Origin of the sequence: Cutibacterium acnes (genome assembly GCF_003030305.1) — a bacterium.
In the GTDB taxonomy this organism is placed as follows: Bacteria; Actinomycetota; Actinomycetes; order Propionibacteriales; family Propionibacteriaceae; genus Cutibacterium; species Cutibacterium acnes.
The window spans coordinates 1,127,889-1,147,153 of the sequence record NZ_CP023676.1 but is presented as its reverse complement, the minus strand read 5'-3'; the positions used below and the strand labels follow the sequence as shown (position 1 = coordinate 1,147,153).

Below are 19,265 nucleotides of genomic sequence, written 5' to 3'. Positions count from 1 at the left end.
CCGACTGGTGCCGGACACTGTCTAATCATGCCGTACCCGGTGAGGTTGATTCGACCCCCGGGTCAACGAATGAAACCAATGTCTCGAGCTTTGGCGACAGCTGCACTTCGAGAGGTAACGCCAAGTTTGGTGTAGATATGCGACAGATGCGTCTTGACGGTCGCTTCTGACACCACGAGAAACTCCGCAATCTGTGCATTCGATAGTCCCTGCGCAGAAGCCTCCAAGACATCAAGCTCGCGGGCCGTCAGCGACGTTCGTGGCGAGCGCATACGAGCCATGAGGCGGGTAGCGACGGCTGGGGCCAGGGCTCCTTCGCCTCGTGCAGACCGGTGGATAGCCGACAGCAGGTCCTCAGCGGGGGCGTCCTTGAGGAGATAACCCGTAGCTCCGGCCTCTACCGCGGCCAAAATATCCGCATCCGTGTCGTAATTGGTAAGGATGAGGACTTCAGGCGCATTAGGTTGAGACCGAATCTTTCGCGTCACATCAACCCCAGAAGGCGCGTCGGCGTCGCTACTGAACTGCAAATCCAGCAGGACGAGATCGAGGTCAACGGTAGCTGTAGCAGCAAGAGCCTCGGAAGGGGTGGCTGCGGTCGCAACAATCTCAATGTCGGGATCGGTGTCTAGCAATGCCGTAACCCCGGCTCGGACCACCGGATGGTCATCTGCGATGAGGACGCGCACCGTCATGACGATTCTCCTTGGCTGTGGCGATCAATATGCGGTGATGCTGCACGGCAGGGAAGATCGACTTCAACGCGGGTGCCCTCCCCTGGTTTAGAGGTTAAAGAAACCTCGCCCGACGCGGCCTCAACCCGTTGCCGAATAGCTTGCAACCCAAATGCCCCGTCACGAACAGGCGCGTCCAGATCCATGCCGACCCCATCGTCACTAACTCTCAAGAGCACATGCCCGGGGTTGGGACGCACAATCCGGATCGACGCATGATGGGCGTGGGCGTGACGCACCACATTCGACATCGCTGCCTGGCATAGTCTCAGCAATGCCGTCTGGATCTCCATGGGTAAATCGGACGTATCCGGGCAGTCCACGTCGACGTGCAACCCACCGATTGACCATGTCGTGGCCCCAAGCCGTTCGAGTACCGCGGACAGTCCCTGATGGACGACCGTGGGCGGAGCCAACTCAGCAATGAGACCACGGGTCTCTGAAAGGGCGTCTGAGGAGGCGAGATGGGCGAGTCGAATCTGTTCGATGGCGGGGTGGTCAGGGGCAGTACGCTCCACCGCAGAAAGCAACAGTCCAATGCTTGACAGAGATTGAGCGACGGTGTCATGGATCTCACGGGCTAATCTGGCTCTCTCCTCCAGTACACCGGCCTGACGCTGGGAGTCAGCCAACCTCTTTTGTACCGCCAGCAAGTCCACATTGAGACGTTCCAACTCGGCCGCCTGAGCCTGCATGGCCTTGAGAGACAGACCGACGACGACTGCCACAGCGGCACCCGCGACTGGGCCGACGATTCCCCCCACACTCCAGCCACCGGTCAACCCGACCCCAAGCAGGATAGCCACCGCTCCGACGACGACCGCAACACATGCCTGCAGTGGCGGCAGATGATCCAAGTACACGAAGGACAGCGGGATCGTCAGATAGGCGGCATAAGGGAAATCAATAGCCAGCAGGATCGACACAACGACCATGACTGTCACCAACAACGGGCGCCACATTTCGCGGCGGGAACGGCTCATCACGTGGGTCCCCATAAGGGCGGTATACACAACGATGAGTAAGGCCGCCCATCCGAGGATTCGCCCCAAACGCGGCGGAGACAACACCAGGGCCATAACTAGGGTAAAGATGACAAGGCCAGCGAACAGCACCTGGATGCCAACCTGCATCCCCACCTCGATAGCCACCGCACGTCCCCGGTGACCGGCGTCCATGCCACGCCAACGGTACAGCCCATCCCGGGCTAATGTGGTTGTCCTCATCGGCCCCGAGTGTAGGTCCTGACGTAGGTGTAGCGCCGAGGCCCCTGTAACTCGGATCCGCACGTCGCACAATCCAAAGAATCGAGAGACGCCTCTGGCCAGAACCGACGCATGACCAAGTCGTACACCGATGCCAAGGTGTCTCGGGAAGATGGAGTGGACGACAGCCAACCCGTCGGTATCAATTTCACGCCAATTCGCGGTGGCATCGGCTCATCGCTCATCCAGCTCCGACTGCTCTGAAAGTTGCAGTGTCAATAACGAAGCGGAATCTCACATCGCCCGCAACCACCCGGTCATATGCCGCGTCGACCTCGTCAACCCCGATCTTTTCCACCCATGCCCCGAGGCGATGCTCGGCGCAGAAATCGAGCATATCCTGGGTCTGGGGGATGCCACCGATATTTGAACCGGCAAGCACCTTGGAACCGTTGATGAGAGAACCAACCTGCAGTCCAAGTTCCTCAGGTGGCAGACCGACACAAGCCATGACGCCACGCGGCTTGAGTAGCTTAAGGTAAGCCGACACGTCAATCAGAGCACTAATGGTGTTGAGTATGAAATCGAACTCTCCCCGGTGATCACGGAAGAAGTTGTCGTCGCTGGTAGCAAGGGTCCGCGTGGCCCCGAGCTTTTCGGCGAATCTCTCCTTGCGCAGGCTACGTGAGAGCACCGTAACATCCGCTCCTTTAGCAGCGGCAATCTGGACCCCCATATGGCCCAGTCCGCCGAGCCCCAGCACGGCTACCTTCTGGCCAGGTCCGACGTTCCACTGGGCGATCGGCGAATAGGTGGTGATGCCGGCGCACAGCAGCGGAGCTGCCTCTACGAAGTCCAGGGAATCGGGGATGCGGCAAACAAACCTCTCGTTGACGACGATTTTCTGAGAGTAGCCGCCCTGGGTGATACTTCCGTCGACATCATGGGCGTTGTAAGTACCGACCGGCCCGTTGAGACACGCCTGCTCCTCCCCGGCCTCGCACTGCTCACAGTGTCCGCACGAGTTGACCAGACATCCGACGCCTACTCGGTCTCCAGGTTTGTACTTCGTGACCTCGGAACCAACAGCCTCAACGATTCCGGCAATCTCATGACCGACGGTCAGCGGGAAGTGCGCCTGGCCCCACTCGTTGCGAATGGTGTGAATGTCAGAATGACAGATTCCAGCAGCTTTAATGTCGATGACGACGTCGTCGGGACGCGGGTCTCGTCGTTCAATCTCGACAACTTTGAAAGGCCGGTCCGGTCCATCCTTCTGAAGCGCCTTGACGATGATGGGCATGAATGAGCCTCCTTGATCCCTAATGTCTATCTCCCGGCACTGACGTAGCCACAATATTGCGGATTTGCCTATGACACGGGGCTAACTATGGAATCAGTCCTCCGAGCCGTTCTCCCCGGGGATCACACACAAGAGGCAACATTGGCTGAGAATACTCTGCCCAGCCACCAATGTCGGTGGGCGATGCGGGGTTCGAACCCGCGACCCCTTCGGTGTGAACGAAGTGCGCTACCACTGCGCCAACCGCCCGTTGCTGGTGAAACTATGCCAGAACCAGCACTGCTTGTCCAAGCCGGCCACAACATCGTTACTGGGTGGAAGCGTTTTGCGATCAAGTAGGGGTGATCGCCAGACCAACTTCAACATCGCAGCATGTGGCGACAGCGAGGATGATCCTCGGCCCATTCTCCGCCCGTCCCCCGTCGGTTGAGCTCATCGATCAGGAACCCGCAACACGCCGGCAGGCAACAGTGATGAAATTTAACCTGACTAGGAGAAACGCCAGGTTTCAAGGCGAGACGCCCACGTCGATTTGCATTGCCTGCGAAACATCCCCTAGAGTACTTTCTCGTCGCCCAGCAGGAACGACAAGGTGCGAAAGCTCCTCAAAGGCCCGCTGGCTAGCATGCGGACGTGGCTCAGTTGGTAGAGCATCACCTTGCCAAGGTGAGGGTCGCGGGTTCGAGTCCCGTCGTCCGCTCGGAGAGGTCTTTCGGACCTATCCACGTGGTGGAGTGGCCGAGAGGCGAGGCAACGGACTGCAAATCCGTGTACACGGGTTCAAATCCCGTCTCCACCTCGGGCGGTTGGCGCAGTGGTAGCGCGCTTCCCTGACACGGAAGAGGTCGCCAGTTCAAACCTGGCATCGCCCACAGAGCAGGGTTGGCCGACGACAAGTTGGCCAACCCTTTTGTCATCCCCACCCACTTGAATACCACTCCAACCGGCCACCTGCCGAACCCCAATTCAGACCCCACCCATTCAAGCCTGCTCAAGACGCCTCTTTTCAGCCTCGACATCGAAATTGGCGGGTGGCCAAGTGAGCTTCATCGACCGCATTGTCTCCAGCAGTATCCGTCCCATTGCCCAGTTGCGATACCACTTATGATCCGACGGGATGATGTACCAGGGTGCGACGTCGGGGTTACAGCGGCTCAGTAATTCGTTGTACGCCTCAATGTATTCCGCCCATTTCGACCGGGTATCAAGATCGCCCGGATCATACTTCCAGTACTTAGCAGGGTCATTGAGGCGGGCCGCCAGCCGTTCCTTCTGAACGCCCGGTGATATATGCAGGAAGCATTTGATGATGTTGGTGCCTCGAGCAGCCAGGTTCATCTCGAAATCGTTGATGAGGTCGTAACGCTTTTTCCAGACCTCCTCCTCGACGAGATTCTCGACGCGAGGGACCAGGACATCCTCGTAATGGGAGCGATCAAACACACCAAGCATTCCGGGTTCCGGCAGAGCCTTCTTGACGCGCCAAAGGAAGTCATGTCTGAGTTCCTCCTGCGTCGGGGCTTTGAAGCTGTGATGGTTGATGCCTTGCGGGTCGACCATCGCGACAACATGTCGTACCACTCCGCCTTTGCCGGCAGTGTCCAGCCCCTGTAACACGATCAGTACCCGACGGGCGTGGTCAGGGTTGTTGCGTCCGCGGGCGAAAAGTCTCTCTTGAAGCTCCGACAACTCCTCAGCCATCGGCTGGAACTGCTCGAGCGTCTCCCTTTTGCCTCCAGGAGCTTGCGGAGTGGCGTCGGTATTAATGCTGTTGACGTCAACGGGAGCTTGTGGGCAGCGCAACACGTCGGACAACTGGGGGAAGTTGTCGGCCATCGATCTCATCCTTCCTCGATTACTGTCCCCATCCTGCCGCTATCGCGGACCAGCAAGCCCGGAGACACCGACAAGACGATCACCATTTCTTGACATTTCACTGAACACAGAACGCGCGACACACGCCACCGGGGGGGGAGAGAGTTGAACCGCAAACACATCACAGCACTCGACGTACAACCACGACCGGTACTAACGGCCAACCAGTGGCACGAACGTTTAACCAACATGGAGCACCACTGAGCTGGACCGTCCCGTTGCGATGAACCATGTCCAGGGCGCACGGACAAAACCTGCGTGCACAGCCCGGATCAATAACCCACATGGGGAATCGCGCCGGGCCCGCACGCGCTCTAGGCTCTGTTCTCCCCGCTACCGGGGCAGTACGCTCGTCCCCTCAGGCATGACGGCGTCGCACCAGGCAGGACACGTCATAACCCACCCACAGCAACGCCAACCAGACGGGACCAACAACGAGTGCCACTCGGTAGCTCGGCATCATCGCCATGATGACCACCACGAGCGCCAGAAAAACCAACACCACGTAACTGGTGACGGGATTACCCGGCATCCGAAATTCCAACGCTGCGACACCTTCAGGACCGATCCTTCGCCGAAACTTTAGGTTGGTGATGATGATCATCGTCCAATTGATGACCCCAGAGATCAAGGCGATCGAGATGATGTACAAAAACACCTTTCCAGGAATCAAGTACGTCAGCAGCACCGCCGTTGCCGTCACCACCGAGGAGGCGAGCACTCCCACCCACGGCGCCCCCAGCCGATTCGTCTTCCAGAAGATCCCGGGAGCGTTGTGCTGAGCGGCCAAGCTGTAAAGCATCCGCCCGTTGGAGTATAGGCCCGAGTTGTAGGCCGACATGGAAGCGGTAAGCACCACAACATTGAGGATATTCGCCGCACCTGCGACTCCGATTTTGTCGAAGATCGTCACGAAGGGGCTGCCTGCCTTGCCGATCTGGTTCCATGGAAAAAGACACAACATGACCGAAATTGCACCGATGTAGAAAATGAGGATCCGATACACGACTTGATTGATCGCTCGCGGAATAGACCGACGCGGATCGTCAGCCTCCCCTGCCGTAATCCCGATGAGCTCGACCCCTCCAAAGCTGAACATCACCACGACAAAACCGCACAGCATCCCGCTGATGCCGGTTGGAAAGAATCCTCCGTGTCGCCACAGGTTACCTATCCCGGTCGGAGGGCCACCACCCAGGCCAGTTGCAATGATAAGGACACCCAGCACGATCATCGCAAGAATCGCGACGACTTTGATGACAGCGAACCAGAACTCGAATTCTCCGTAGGCTCTCACTGCCGTGAGGTTGATAATAGTAATGAGCACGAGAAAGGCCCCTGCGGACAACCACTCAGGTATCTGTGGGAACCAGAAGTTGACGTATTTTCCCACCACCGTAAGCTCAGCCATGGAGACGGCGATGTAGTTAAACCAGTAGTTGTAACCAGAGACGAATCCAGCGCGTGGGCTCCAGTTGCGGTAGGCGTAATAGCTGAAAGCCCCTGAAGTTGGGTGCTCAACGCTCATCTCTCCCAAGGCTCGCATGATGAGAAAGATCACAGCTCCGCCGATCAGATAGCACACCATGATGGCGGGCCCCGCCTGCTCGATAGACTCAGCTGCGCCATAGAACAAGCCCGTTCCGATCGCCCCGCCCAGGGCGATAAACTGGATGTGCCGGTTCTTCAGCCCCCGTTGAAGTCCTTGCTCCTGCTCTGTTCCACTCGGCGCTCCGGATCCCGCCGCACCGAAGCGTGACGGTACGGCGGGGCACCCAGCGGCCGGGGAAGAGCCTCCCAGCCGGGTGGACATCTCATCACCGAATTGGTTCGAGTCGACTTGTGAAATGGCGCAAGACCGGAGGCTCCCATGTAATGCGGTATCCGGGTACTTTTTCAGGCTCCCGGGCAATCTTGGTAACGGCCTCGGCGACGACGTCCATGTGAGACTGGGTGTAGACCCGTCGCGGCACTGCTAGCCGAGTGAACTCGAAGGGCGCCTGTTGCTCCTCCTGGGTAACGGGGTCCCGGTCCATAAGGTAAGAACCGATGTCGCAGGATCGAATTCCTGCATCCAAGTACAGTTGGGTAGCGAGCGCGTGCCCTGGGTACTGTTTCCACTCCAAATGCGGCAGCATGCGACCGGCGTCGATGAATACTGCATGACCGCCAACAGGGCTCTGGAAAGGCACGCCAGCCTCCTCGAGCTGGTCGCCAAGGTATTGGATTTGGCCGACACGGTACCGCTGCCAGTCCATGTCGAGTCCCTCCTCGAGGCCAACGGCCAACGCTTCCAAGTCGCGACCTGCCAATCCCCCGTAGGTAAGGTAGCCCTCAAAGGAGATGACGTTGCTCTTGACCTTCTCAGCTAGTTCGCCATCTTCGCGGACGCCGAGCAAACCACCCATGTTGACGATGGCGTCCTTCTTCGCGCTCATCACGAACATGTCGCCGTAGCGGAACATCTCCGCGACGATATCGCGTAACGAACGGTCCTGACATCCCTCCTCGCGCTCATGGATGAAATAGGCGTTCTCGGCATAGCGAGCAGCGTCAAGACAGACTGGAATTGCGTACTTGTGAGCCACCTCGTAGGTCTCTCGCATGTTCTGCAGAGAAACCGGCTGACCGCCGACCGAGTTGTTGGTCACGGTCATGACGATCGCAGCAATGTCGTCCCCGTGCTCAGCAATGAGTTTCTCCAGGCCCGCGACATCCATGTTGCCCTTGAACGGGGCTACTTTGGCCGAATCCAAACCCTCCGAGCAGACATTGTCGACCGGACGCCCACCGGCAAGGCCGACGTGGGCACGTGTGGTGTCGAAGAAGGTGTTCGCCACCACGAGCTGGCCGGGACGAGAGACCAATAGCGGCATGAGCACTTTTTCCGCAGCACGGCCTTGATGCACCGGCTGAATGTAGCTGTAACCAAAGATACTGCCGGCAACGTCCATGAGGTGCATATAACTGCGCCCACCGGAGTACGCCTCGTCACCGCGCATCACGGCCGCCCACTGGGCATCACTCATCGCGCCGGTACCGGAATCGGTGAGCAGGTCGATGTAGACGGACTCGGCGGGTAGGCCGAACATGTTGTAACGTGCCCGTGCGAGGATGTTGGCGCGCTCCTCCCGGGAGGTCATCGCAATCGGTTCGACCATCTTGATCTTAAACGGTTCGGGGATGTACTTCATTGCACACTCCTTCGTGGGTCTGTAATACCTGCTGAACGGATGTTGACCAATTTCCGTTGATTCCCTCAACGGATTTTGCAATCCTCTCACCTCGCATCATACGTGTCAACGGTTTGTTGAACTTGATCACGCATCCGAGTACCACCGCGCCACATCCCCGGCTGCCCATCCTCACCTCGGAGACCCTATGAATCACATGTCAAGAGCTTCTCGGGAAGCGATGATCACCGCACTAGCCGGTCTCGTCGATCCTCTCAAACGATCCCTCATCGGCAGCAGCGAAGTCGTACTGCACGACCTGTCGAAAATGCCCAACAGCATCGTGGCCATCTCTGGTCACCTCACCAGTCGTAACATCGGCGACCCCGCAACCGAAGCGCTACTGCGCGCATGGCGCGAAGGAACTATGCAGACCCGGATCGGTTACGAAAGCACGTCCCCCGAAGGGCGGGCCCTGCGCTCTTCCACCATCCTCATCGAGGACGCTGACGGCCCGTTCGCCGCCTTATGCACAAACACCGATGTCTCTGTCTGGCAGGGAGTCCATGACATGACCGCCGCGATCCTGCACGGCGGGCCTTGGCCTGGGGAGACCCCGGCCCCCCAGATTCCCCACCACCAAGACCCACCACGTGACATCAAACAGGTAGCAACCGGGTTGATGCGCGAAGCAATTGATCAGGTTGGCGTGCCGGTCAGCCTCATGCGTAAAGATCACAAGCTCCGCGTAGTCGACGAACTGCGCCGTCGCGGCTTCTTTCTGCTCAAAGACAGCATCGAGGCGACTGCGAACAGACTGAAGGTCTCGCGGTTCACCGTCTATAATTACCTCAACGAGCTTGAGGAACGCGGTGACGCTGATACCGACGACAGCGGTAAATCCGCCTGACGAGCCGAGGTAGACGACAGAGGTCGCAGGTTCAAACCTGACGTCGCCCACATTGATCAGCAACAAGGCGATCTATCATTTGTCACCCCCGACCCGACCAGCGTGGCAACTGGAGATCCTCCCATCCGTCCTCAACAGCCGTCGAAGACGTGCACACCGGTTCACAGCGATACTTCAGGCAAATTGAAAGCGTCACTTCGATAGGCTGAATGCAAAATGGAGGATTTGTCACCCTCAAGGACCGGAAGGAAGGGAGCAGTCCGATGGCAGCGCCAGTACTCGATCTCGTCCTCCCGGCCTTATCCGAAACCTCCGCCAATCTCATCGGCCAGAGGTTACGCCAGCGGATGTCACACCTCCATCCCCACATCGAGTCTACGGTGAGCTTCGTCCCAGCTGCCGGGCAGTACAAGGCACCTCGGATCAAGCTTTCCTGGCGTGAACTGGTCCTGGTGCCCGTCAATGCCACCCACCTGCACTCCAATCCCCCACAAGTTGTCCAACACGCCGCAGAATTGCATCGCAGCCACCCGGACCTTGCCATCAAGGTGGCCCGCCCCACCGGACCAGCACCGGTGCTGCTCAACCTCGTCGATGCGCGATTGCGTCTGGCAGCTCATCGCGTCCATGCCCAGGAGCTGGACTCACTCGTATTGTCTTCCCCTGATGGCGGCGATTTACGTGGCGCGGCAATGCTGTCCAAGCTGACCCGGCTGTGGTCCCAGCATCATCACCTTCCGGTCCGCATCGCCACCAATCGTGGTGGGGCTACTGCGGTCGAGGAGGTCGTCGCCCGCCTGCGACAGGAAGGGCGCCGTCATATCGCAGTGGGAAGCCTGTGGATTTGCGACGACGAGAATTTCCGCATTCATACTCGCCGGGCTTTGCACGCCGGCGCCGAGGTTGTTGCCGCGCCGTTGGGAGACGACCCAGTACTTGCCTCACTCGCCTTCGAACGCTACTGCTCGGCAGCAATGGGGCTGGTCCCACAACCCACCGACAGCCCACCCCACCCACCTGAGCTCCACTCCAACTGACCGCCTGGTGAGCTCCTGGCCCAAGCGCCGTAGCACGTCGGACAGCTGGGGAAGGCCGTCGGTCATGAGTCTCATCCTTTCTCGATTACTACTTCCCGGTCTCGCCGCAATCCGGTAACTCAGGAATGCCGACAAGTCCCTCGCCGTTTCACTGAACACGGAACACGCGGCACATGCCATCGGAGGGAATATGGACCACGAACACACCGCGACATACGACCTACAGCCTCACCTCGTGCTCACCCCTGAACAGTGGCACGAGCGTCTAAGCGACGAGGAATACTACGTGTTGCGCGAAGCGGGGACCGAGGCTCCCTTTGTCGGCGAATACACCGATACCACCACCGAGGGCGTGTATCGCTGCCGTGCATGTGGAGCCGAGTTGTTCCGCTCTACCCAGAAGTTTCACTCCAGCTGTGGTTGGCCATCTTTCTATGCGCCGCTGGCTGAGGACCGGGTGCGGTACCTCAACGATGAGTCTCTTCCTGGTCGCCCACGCACCGAAGTGAGGTGTGCCCAGTGTGATTCCCACCTCGGCCACGTGTTTGCAGGCGAAGGTTTCGACACCCCCACTGACTTGAGGTATTGCATTAACTCCATCTGTTTGGACCTGGTACCAACCGACGAGACCACGTGATGGTACCGCGGTTGCAGACCGAAACCCTCAACCTCAACCGCATAGATCCGCAGCACGCGGCGCGTCGAGAGGGCGTCGCAGGTGTCAGCCCCCATAGCCTGAAAGGGTGATTCGGCAGATGTATCCCGTGGTTTTTGACGAGTTGCGTTCCCGGATCCTCGGCTATTCGTGGTCTGACAAGCTCGAGGTCCATGAGATCCCCGCTCCTACCCGCATCTCGCCGTTCTCGGTAGCAATTGAAGGTTCGGTCGCGATCAGGGAAGACGAACTCGGCAGCGGGCGTCTCATCCTGTTGCACGATCCTTCCGGTTCTGAAGCCTGGCAAGGCACCAGCCGTTTCGTCGCCATGATCCGAGCCGATGTTGATCCGTCAATGGCTTCTGACCCACTAGTGGGCCGCGTCGCGTGGTCATGGCTTACGGATTCTTTGGAATCTCACCACGCCGTCTACCATGCCGAAGCCGGTACCGTCACCTCAGTTGTGAGCCGGCCCTTCGGACAGCTCGCTGCAGACCCTGAGTCCAACCACATCGAGCTGCGTGCCTCGTGGACACCAACTTTCTCAACCGCCGAAGACGTCGATTCCCATTTGGGATCATGGAGTGACCTCTGCCTGCTCTCCTGCGGGGTCTCTCCCATTCCCGACGACATTGCCGCCATCTCTCCCCGACGGGCCGAATTCGCGTGAGCGACCTCCCTATCCTTGCTGAACCTCGCGAGGGAGTGCCGCCGGTCGTCAACACTCCCGACAGTCTCACGCACACCTGTCGGGCCCTCAGTAACGGGCATGGTCCGATTGCGATCGACACTGAACGAGCCCACGGGTTTCGCTATAGCCCCCGGGCTTGCCTCATCCAGCTACGCCGAGACGGATCGGGCACACACCTCGTCGATCCCCTCGCTCTCGGTGGAGCCGTCGGCCTCAAGCCTCTCGCCAAGGCGCTGGCTGGAACCCAGTGGATTCTTCACGCCGCCACGCAGGACATGCCCTGCCTTGCCATGGACGGCCTGCGTCCTGATGACCTCTTCGACACTGAACTGGCAGGTCGTCTTCTCAACCTGCCGAGGGTCAGCCTGGGCCCGATGGTCGAGCGTTACTGCGGAGTGACCCTACTTAAGGAGCACTCCGCCTCTGATTGGTCGCGTCGACCCCTCCCCCGCGATTGGCAGGTGTACGCGGCCCTTGACGTCGAACTCCTCAACGACCTCAGGGAAAAGATCCTTAGCGATCTTCATGAAGCTGGAAAAGAAGAATGGGCTCGTCAGGAATTTGCCCATCTTGTCGAGGTAGCAGCGGACTTGCCGAGCGAGGAACCAGGAATCGATCCGAAGCGCTGGCGCAAGCTTAGCCATATCGGTGATATTCACAGTCGGGCTGGACTGCAATTAGCGCACGATCTGTGGCTAGCACGAGAGAACCTCGCCCATGACCTCGATATTATGCCCGGACGTCTGCTCCGTGACGAAGCCTTGGTCGCCGCGGCTCGTCACTGCGACCGCACTGGCAACGTTGACGTCGAAACAGTTCTTGCCATCAGGGGATTTCATCGAGGACGGGCGAAAAAGTACCGCCAACCTGGGCCGAGGCCATCAACCACGCACGAAGCGTGTCACCGACGAAGTATCCGCCGTTGCGGGAGCCATCCTCAGGCATCCCCCACCCCCGGTCGTGGGAGCGCCATCATCCGGAGGAAGCCGCACGGTGGGCAGCCGTAAGACCAGCCGTCAACGACGTGGCCGCCGACCATGACGTCCCACCCGAAAACCTCTGCACCCCAACATGGCTGAGGCATTTTGCATGGCAACCGCCTGAGGATTGTTCAGTCGAGGGGGTTGACGTTTTCCTGGAGGGGCTCGGCGCACGGCCGTGGCAACGGGAGATTCTCTCGGGGCCGCTAAGCGCGGTTATGGCCACGCTGTGAATCCCGGCATCCCCTTCACGAGTACTCACCATCAAGTTGGGCAACCAGTTGGCTGACGGCATCAGCGATACCTCGAGAATCTAAACCAAGCTCAGCCATGATTGCCGAACGCGAGTCGTGATCGAGGTAGCGCTGCGGAATGCCGAGGCTACGTATCGGTCGCCACATACCCTGCTGCGACAACGCATCAGCCAAATGAGATCCGAGCCCGGAAACGACTAGCCCGTCTTCAACACTAACGACTGCGCGAGCTCTTGCAGCTTCCTCAATAAGCCCGCCACACACGGGGAGAGACCACCTGGGGCTGACGACGCGAACCGGGGAGTCGAGTTGATCTACTGCAGCGAGAGCCTCTGCACAAAGCTGACCGTGGGCGACGAGAAGAATCCCATCCTCAGGACCATCACACAACACGTCGAGACCGTCATGGGAGGTCACAATGCGGATGTCGTCAGGTATGGGGTCCTTGGAATACCGGATGACTGTAGGACGGTCGTCAATGTCGACGGCTTCATTGAGCACGGACACGAGGTGCTGACGGTCACGTGGGGCCGACAGCATCAGACCAGGAACAATCCCGCACATAGCCATATCCCACATACCGTTGTGAGATGCGCCGTCAGTACCTGTGATACCAGCCCGATCCAGCACGATAGTCACACCCGCATGGTGCAACCCGGCATCCATAAGGAGCTGGTCAAAAGCACGATTAAGGAAGGTCGAGTAGAGAGCCACAACGGGGTGTAACCCTGCGGCGGCCATGCCAGCAGCAGATGTCACCGCATGCTGCTCGGCGATACCGACATCGAGAACCCGATCCGGGTGTCGGGCTGCGAACGGTGCGAGACCGACGGGGTGAAGCATGGCGGCGGTCACCCCGACAATATCGGGGCGCCTCTCCCCCAACTCAACCATGGCGCCAGCAAAAGCCTGGGTCCACGAAGCACCACCGGAAGCCTTAAGAGATGCACCAGTGACTGGGTCAATCCTTCCGACAGCGTGAAAATGATCCTCCTCATTAGCCTCAGCAGCAGCAAATCCCTTGCCCTTGGTCGTCATGACATGGACGATGACGGGATGCCCATAGCGCTTAGCAAGCTCGAGGGCTCGTTCGACAGAGAGGACATCGTGGCCATCAACCGGGCCGAGGTACTTGATACCCAAATCGGAGAAAATCCCATTGCCGATGAGGGCGTCTTTAACACCGGCCTTAGCGGCATGCATGAGACCGAAAACCTGCTTGCCGAGTGGCTTGTCGGTGACATGCCGCTTCATCCGGTCGAGAGCTTCCTCGTAGTGAGGATCAGTGCGGATAATGGCAAGTTGGTTCGCCAAACCCCCCACTGTCGGGGTGTAGGAACGGCCATTGTCGTTAACGACAATGACTAGACGAAGGCCCTGCTGGTCGGCGATGGAGTTCAGCGCCTCCCATGCCATTCCACCCGTCAACGCTCCGTCACCAATGACGGCGACGACGGTGCGATCCTCGCCCTGAGAAAGAAATCCCTTGGCCATGCCCTCGGCCCAAGACAACGAGGCCGAAGCGTGGGAGTTTTCCACCCAATCATGGACAGATTCCGCGCGACTGGGATACCCGGAAAGTCCCCCACGCTGGCGCAGCTTCTCAAAACCGTTCGCGCGCCCGGTAAGGATCTTATGGACGTAGCTCTGGTGACCGGTGTCAAAGATGATGGGGTCGTGGGGTGAGTCGAACACCCGGTGCAAGGCGATCGTCAACTCAACGACGCCGAGATTCGGCCCGAGGTGACCACCGGTACGCGATACTTTGTCGATAAGGAAGGCACGAATTTCCTCGGCGAGATCCTCGGCCTGCTTAGTGGTGAGTTTCCTCACGTCGTCGGGACAGCCGATGTCGTCGAGAAGAGCCATACGTGGCATCTTAGGACCTACCGCTGTCACACTGTGCCTCCTTAGCGCTCCATTTCGCCTCACGCTCACTATCTCGTCTCCTTCTCAGAGATGGAGTGGGCCCGCGCGGATGGGGCCAAAGACCGCCGCGCATAGCTGAGAGTGAGCCGGGCCAAGTTCCTCACCGCTACCCGCAGAAACTGGGGCTGGCCGGCCGATCACGAGGGAAGGGCCAACCCCGCACTGCCTTGAGGACAAGAGGCGGGTCTTATTACTGAAGGATATCTGAGGGTCGAACACAATCTCGAACACAATATGGGGCGGGAACCACCCGATTCCCGCCCCAGTACATCAAGTACGTGCCATGTTCCTCAGCACATACTGCAAGATGCCACCGTTGAGGTAGTACAGCCGTTCTCCAGGGGTGTCAATGCGCACGACCGCGTCAAACTCGACGACCTCATCGTTGACGGCCTTGACGTGGACCGCCTCCGGGATCATCTCGTTAATCTTGTCAACACCGGTAATCTCGAAGGTTTCCTCGCCAGTCAGACCGAGGGAAGCGGCTGATTGGCCCTCCGGGAACTGCAGCGGCAGGACGCCCATTCCGATGAGGTTGGAGCGGTGGATGCGCTCGTAACTCTCAGCGATAACCGCCTTGACACCGAGCAGCTGGGTGCCTTTGGCAGCCCAGTCGCGCGAGGAACCAGAACCGTACTCCTTACCACCCAAGACGACCAACGGGATGCCTTGCTCGCGGTAATTCACCGAGGCGTCGTACACCGTCGTGACAGGCCCGTCAGCCTTGGTGAAATCACGGGTGAAGCCACCCTCAGTTCCTGAGGCAAGCTGATTGCGCAGCCGGATATTAGCGAAGGTACCACGCATCATGACCTCGTGATTCCCACGCCGGGAACCATAGGAGTTGAAGTCGCGGCACTCGACGCCATTGCCGGCCAACCACTGGCCGGCCGGAGAATCAGACTTAATGTTGCCCGCCGGGGAAATGTGGTCAGTGGTTACCGAGTCACCCAGCTTGAGCAGCACGCGAGCGCCAGTGATGTCACCAACCGGCTCCGGCTCAGCCTTCATACCGTCAAAGATCGGTAGCTTGCGTACATAAGTAGAAGCCGGGTCCCAAGCGAAGGTCTCACCCTCGGGGGTATCGAGCTCCTTCCAGCGCGGACCGCCATCGAAGACGTCAGCGTAACGCTCTGAGTACATCTCGGCGGAGATAGACGACCCGACGATCTCCTCAATCTCCTCGGTAGAGGGCCACAGATCAACCAAACGAACCTCACGACCATCCGGGGTGGTGGCGAGAACGTCATTGTTGAGGTCGATGTCCATAGTGCCGGCAATCGAGTAGATGACAACCAGCGGAGGGCTGGCTAGGTAGTTCATCGTGACGTCGGGGCTGATGCGACCCTCGAAGTTGCGGTTGCCAGACAGGACGGCCGTGACGGCCAGATCGTTCTCATTGATGGCAGCCGAGACTTCAGGAATAAGCGGGCCGGTGTTGCCAATACAGGTAGTGCAGCCATAGCCAACGAGGTCAAAACCCATCGCAGCAAGATGTTCAGAAAGCCCCGCACGCTCAAAGTAGTCAGTGACGACTTGGGAGCCCGGAGCCAGCGACGTCTTGACCCACGGCTTCGGAGCCAAGCCCAACTCGTGGGCCTTCTTGGCAACGAGACCGGCAGCGATCATGACGCTCGGGTTCGAAGTATTGGTACACGAGGTGATAGCGGCGACCGTCACGGCACCGTTGCGTAGCTCGAAGGAGCGACCGTCAGCGAGGGTAACGGGAACGGCCGCACCAGGGTTGGTGGTGTAGTCACCAACAGTCTTTTCGAAAGATTCCTTGGCCTCAGAGATAAGGATGCGATCCTGCGGGCGCTTCGGGCCAGCGATGGAGGGCTTGACCGTTGAGAGGTCGAGCTCTATGTATTCGGAATAGCGGGCCTCATGCTGCGGATCGTGCCACATACCCTGGGCCTTAGCATAGGCCTCGACGAGCTTGACCTGGGACTCGTCGCGACCGGTAAGACGCAGGTAGTCCAGGGTGACATCGTCGATCGGAAAGACAGCAATAGTCGACCCGTATTCGGGGCTCATATTGCCCAACGTAGCGCGGTTAGCTAGCGGCACAGCAGCAACGCCAGGACCGTAAAACTCGACGAATTTACCGACGACCTTATGCTCACGCAGCATCTGGGTGATCGTCAAGACGAGGTCGGTGGCGGTGACGCCATCGGACAGCTCACCGGAGAGCTTGAAGCCAACGACGCGCGGAACCAACATGGAGACTGGCTGACCGAGCATGGCGGCCTCGGCCTCGATGCCGCCAACACCCCAGCCAACGACGCCTAGCCCGTTGACCATGGTGGTGTGGGAGTCGGTGCCCACACAGGTATCTGGGTAGGCGACTTTGGTGCCGTCGTCGTCACGGATGAAGGTCACCCGGGCAAGGTGTTCGATGTTGACCTGGTGAACGATGCCAGTGCCCGGCGGAACGACGCGGAAGTTCTCGAACGCGCTCTGGCCCCAACGTAGGAACTGGTAACGCTCACGGTTGCGCTGGTACTCGATGTCCTTGTTCTGCTCGAAGGCTTCCGGAGTGCCAAAGCGCTCAACGATGACGGAGTGGTCAATGACCATCTCTGCTGGTGACAGTGGGTTGACCTTGCGGGGATCACCACCGAGGTCGGCAACAGCCTCGCGCATGGTGGCCAAGTCGACGATACAAGGCACGCCGGTGAAGTCCTGCATAATAACGCGGGCCGGAGTGAACTGGATCTCCTTGGACGGCTGGGCGTCGGCGTCCCAATGACCTAGTTCAGTGATCTGCTCGGCCGTGATGTTGGCGCCATCCTCGGTGCGTAACAGGTTCTCAAGCAGAACCTTGAGGCTATACGGAAGGTTGTCGGAACCATCAACCTTGGTGATGTCGTAGATCTCGTAAGACTGGCCGTCGACGTCGAGGATTCGCCTCGCGTTGAAGCTGTTGACACTCATGTGGACTCCTGACTGGTCGATGCGGTTCTCATCATCTCGCGTCGAGTCCCGCCCTCGTGGCGGAACAAGGTATCTTGACGTCAAGATACCTTGTCGAGAAGCCACCTCCAACTAAGGGAAGGCTTAGTTGGGAATGTATACTCAGTCGAGTCCTTCGAGTCGGGGATCTGTACCTAACTCATCATCGTCCGTCGTATCAAGAGGGCTGACCTCCGGTAGCTTGTTTGCCTTTCTGCATGCTGCTTTTCTCGACTTCACGAGCTCATCTCGCAGAGCATCGTCGCCCATAACGAGGTACACCAACCCGCAATCTTGCGGACCCGTCACGTACAGCTGACACAGACTGCATGGATCCCCGGGACGTAGCGGACATTTCGGAACTGGACCTGTCATCTCAGATCTTCGGTTCCAGAATCGCCACGGCTTCGACGTGATGAGTCATCGGGAAGACGTCAAAAGCACGGATTGATCGAGGCAGATACCCGTTGACGTCGAACAAGTGCAGATCGCGAGCCAAGGCGGCCGGGTCACAGGCGACATGAGCGATCGCCCGAGGCGAAGTCCGAGCCACAGCCTGGACGACAGTTTTCCCAGCACCCTTGCGTGGCGGATCCAGCACCACAATGTTCGCTTTAGGCGCCATCCGAGGTAGCACTCGCTCCACGCGGCCAGCGGTGAAACGGCCGCCCGGCACATTGCGTCGCGCCAACGCAACTGCCTGACGCGATACCTCAACACCACGGACTCGAACTCCACGATCGGCCAAGAGTCCTGCGAAGAGTCCAACACCGCAATACAGATCAAGAGCTTCGTCACCCTGCTGGGGTTCCAGGCTACCGATAACTGCATCCGCCAAGGCTTCAGCAGCCCCCGGATGCACCTGCCAAAACCCACCAGCGCCGACCTTCCACCGACGCTGGCCAACACGAGCTGTCATTGTCTCACCGCCAGCAACAAGCTGCCCATCTGCGATGACGCTCACTTCCGGATCCTCGCTTAGACAACTAGTCACCATGACAATCGCGTGCTCAGCCGTATTACAGGCAGCTTCAGCAGCAGGGCGGCCCGCAGGGTGCGCGATCGGGCAACCGCCTTCGGGAACTTGTACTAAATCATGACTACGATGACGACGCAGCGCTGGACGCTGGTTGAGGCTGCGATACTGCATGCGCGTACGCCAGCCCAGACCATCGGAGGAACCGGTAACAGCCTCCACAGTCCCCGCCCACTTAATCCCAGCGAGGCGACTGAGTTGCTCAGCGACGACACGCCGCTTAAGCTCGCGCTGAAACTCAACATCGACGTGTTGGAAGTCGCAACCCCCACACTCTCCCGCCACTGGGCATGGCGGAACAACGCGATGCGAATCGGCCGAGATGACGTCGACAGCCTGTCCAAACCAGTGCGAAGCCTTCGATATGTCGGTCAGCCGAACCCGGACCTCCTCCCCCGGCAACGCGCCGCGGACGAAGACTACCCTGCCATCGAGACGCGCCACGCAATAACCACCGTGAGCGATATTGCCCATGCCAAGGTCGAATTCATCGCCCTGGGACGCACCAACAGACTCATGCATTTATCT

At 59.1% G+C, this 19,265-nt stretch carries 14 protein-coding genes, 4 tRNA genes and 1 pseudogene; 8 read left to right on the top strand and 11 right to left on the bottom strand.

Annotated elements, in window-relative coordinates:
* Positions 1-62: 62 nt before the first annotated feature.
* From CPA42_RS05765 to CPA42_RS05750, 4 genes are all read right to left on the bottom strand, one after another.
* Positions 63-695 (bottom strand): response regulator, encoded by a 633-nt coding sequence (locus tag CPA42_RS05765; RefSeq protein ID WP_002515016.1) that lies wholly within the window; start codon positions 693-695, stop codon positions 63-65.
* On the bottom strand, positions 692-1,912 hold the full coding sequence (locus CPA42_RS05760; RefSeq protein ID WP_002515007.1) for a sensor histidine kinase: 1,221 nt from the start codon (positions 1,910-1,912) through the stop codon (positions 692-694). Before CPA42_RS05760 ends, CPA42_RS05765 begins: the two co-directional genes overlap by 4 nt.
* 268 nt (positions 1,913-2,180) lie before the next feature.
* A complete protein-coding gene (locus CPA42_RS05755) occupies positions 2,181-3,242 on the bottom strand; it encodes an NAD(P)-dependent alcohol dehydrogenase (RefSeq protein WP_002515013.1) in 1,062 nt (353 codons plus the stop codon).
* A gap of 177 nt (positions 3,243-3,419) precedes the next feature.
* Positions 3,420-3,491, bottom strand: a tRNA-Val gene (locus CPA42_RS05750).
* A 378-nt stretch (positions 3,492-3,869) separates the two neighbouring features.
* On the opposite strand from CPA42_RS05750, the gene CPA42_RS05740 reads away from it, so the two are divergent.
* The 3 genes from CPA42_RS05740 to CPA42_RS05730 all read left to right on the top strand — a co-directional run bounded on the left by CPA42_RS05740 (position 3,870) and on the right by CPA42_RS05730 (position 4,114).
* Positions 3,870-3,942 (top strand) — tRNA-Gly (locus CPA42_RS05740).
* A gap of 28 nt (positions 3,943-3,970) precedes the next feature.
* Positions 3,971-4,041, top strand: a tRNA-Cys gene (locus CPA42_RS05735).
* 1 nt (position 4,042) lies between these two features.
* Positions 4,043-4,114: transfer RNA gene (locus CPA42_RS05730), tRNA-Val, on the top strand.
* Positions 4,115-4,223: 109 nt separating this feature from the next.
* On the opposite strand, the gene CPA42_RS05725 is transcribed toward CPA42_RS05730, so the two are convergent.
* The 3 genes from CPA42_RS05725 to CPA42_RS05715 all read right to left on the bottom strand — a co-directional run bounded on the left by CPA42_RS05725 (position 4,224) and on the right by CPA42_RS05715 (position 8,311).
* On the bottom strand, positions 4,224-5,078 hold the full coding sequence (locus CPA42_RS05725) for a PPK2 family polyphosphate kinase (protein ID WP_002515034.1): 855 nt from the start codon (positions 5,076-5,078) through the stop codon (positions 4,224-4,226).
* 397 nt (positions 5,079-5,475) lie between these two features.
* A complete protein-coding gene (locus CPA42_RS05720; RefSeq protein WP_002517916.1) occupies positions 5,476-6,930 on the bottom strand; it encodes an amino acid permease in 1,455 nt (484 codons plus the stop codon).
* Between the two features lie 4 nt (positions 6,931-6,934).
* On the bottom strand, positions 6,935-8,311 hold the full coding sequence (locus tag CPA42_RS05715) for a tryptophanase (RefSeq protein ID WP_002515009.1): 1,377 nt from the start codon (positions 8,309-8,311) through the stop codon (positions 6,935-6,937).
* 220 nt (positions 8,312-8,531) lie between these two features.
* On the opposite strand from CPA42_RS05715, the gene CPA42_RS05710 reads away from it, so the two are divergent.
* The 5 genes and pseudogenes from CPA42_RS05710 (at position 8,532) to CPA42_RS05690 (ending at position 12,796) form a co-directional block, all read left to right on the top strand.
* Positions 8,532-9,200 carry a helix-turn-helix transcriptional regulator gene (locus CPA42_RS05710; protein WP_002518989.1) on the top strand — a complete coding sequence of 223 codons (669 nt, stop codon included), beginning with the start codon at positions 8,532-8,534 and terminating at the stop codon, positions 9,198-9,200.
* A gap of 263 nt (positions 9,201-9,463) precedes the next feature.
* Complete coding sequence (locus CPA42_RS05705; RefSeq protein WP_002515028.1) at positions 9,464-10,237, top strand: sirohydrochlorin chelatase; 774 nt, start codon at positions 9,464-9,466, stop codon at positions 10,235-10,237.
* 190 nt (positions 10,238-10,427) lie between these two features.
* Entirely contained in the window at positions 10,428-10,874 is a 447-nt protein-coding gene (gene msrB, locus CPA42_RS05700; RefSeq protein ID WP_002517829.1) for a peptide-methionine (R)-S-oxide reductase MsrB, read from the top strand.
* A gap of 118 nt (positions 10,875-10,992) precedes the next feature.
* Complete coding sequence (locus CPA42_RS05695; protein WP_002515032.1) at positions 10,993-11,562, top strand: DUF3000 domain-containing protein; 570 nt, start codon at positions 10,993-10,995, stop codon at positions 11,560-11,562.
* Positions 11,559-12,796 (top strand): annotated as a pseudogene (locus CPA42_RS05690) (ribonuclease D). The gene CPA42_RS05695 and the pseudogene CPA42_RS05690 overlap by 4 nt, the downstream one beginning before the upstream one ends.
* 15 nt (positions 12,797-12,811) lie before the next feature.
* Here CPA42_RS05690 and dxs read toward each other — a convergent pair.
* The 4 genes from dxs to CPA42_RS05670 all read right to left on the bottom strand — a co-directional run bounded on the left by dxs (position 12,812) and on the right by CPA42_RS05670 (position 19,259).
* Positions 12,812-14,686 (bottom strand): 1-deoxy-D-xylulose-5-phosphate synthase, encoded by a 1,875-nt coding sequence (gene dxs / locus CPA42_RS05685; protein WP_024513558.1) that lies wholly within the window; start codon positions 14,684-14,686, stop codon positions 12,812-12,814.
* A gap of 330 nt (positions 14,687-15,016) precedes the next feature.
* A complete protein-coding gene (gene acnA / locus CPA42_RS05680) occupies positions 15,017-17,683 on the bottom strand; it encodes an aconitate hydratase AcnA (protein ID WP_002515680.1) in 2,667 nt (888 codons plus the stop codon).
* A gap of 141 nt (positions 17,684-17,824) precedes the next feature.
* Positions 17,825-18,076, bottom strand: coding sequence for a DUF6767 domain-containing protein (locus CPA42_RS13535; RefSeq protein ID WP_073842160.1), 252 nt, complete (start codon positions 18,074-18,076; stop codon positions 17,825-17,827).
* 1 nt (position 18,077) lies between these two features.
* Positions 18,078-19,259: a class I SAM-dependent RNA methyltransferase gene (locus CPA42_RS05670; RefSeq protein WP_002515454.1), complete on the bottom strand. Its 1,182-nt coding sequence runs from the start codon at positions 19,257-19,259 to the stop codon at positions 18,078-18,080.
* Positions 19,260-19,265 lie beyond the last annotated feature (6 nt).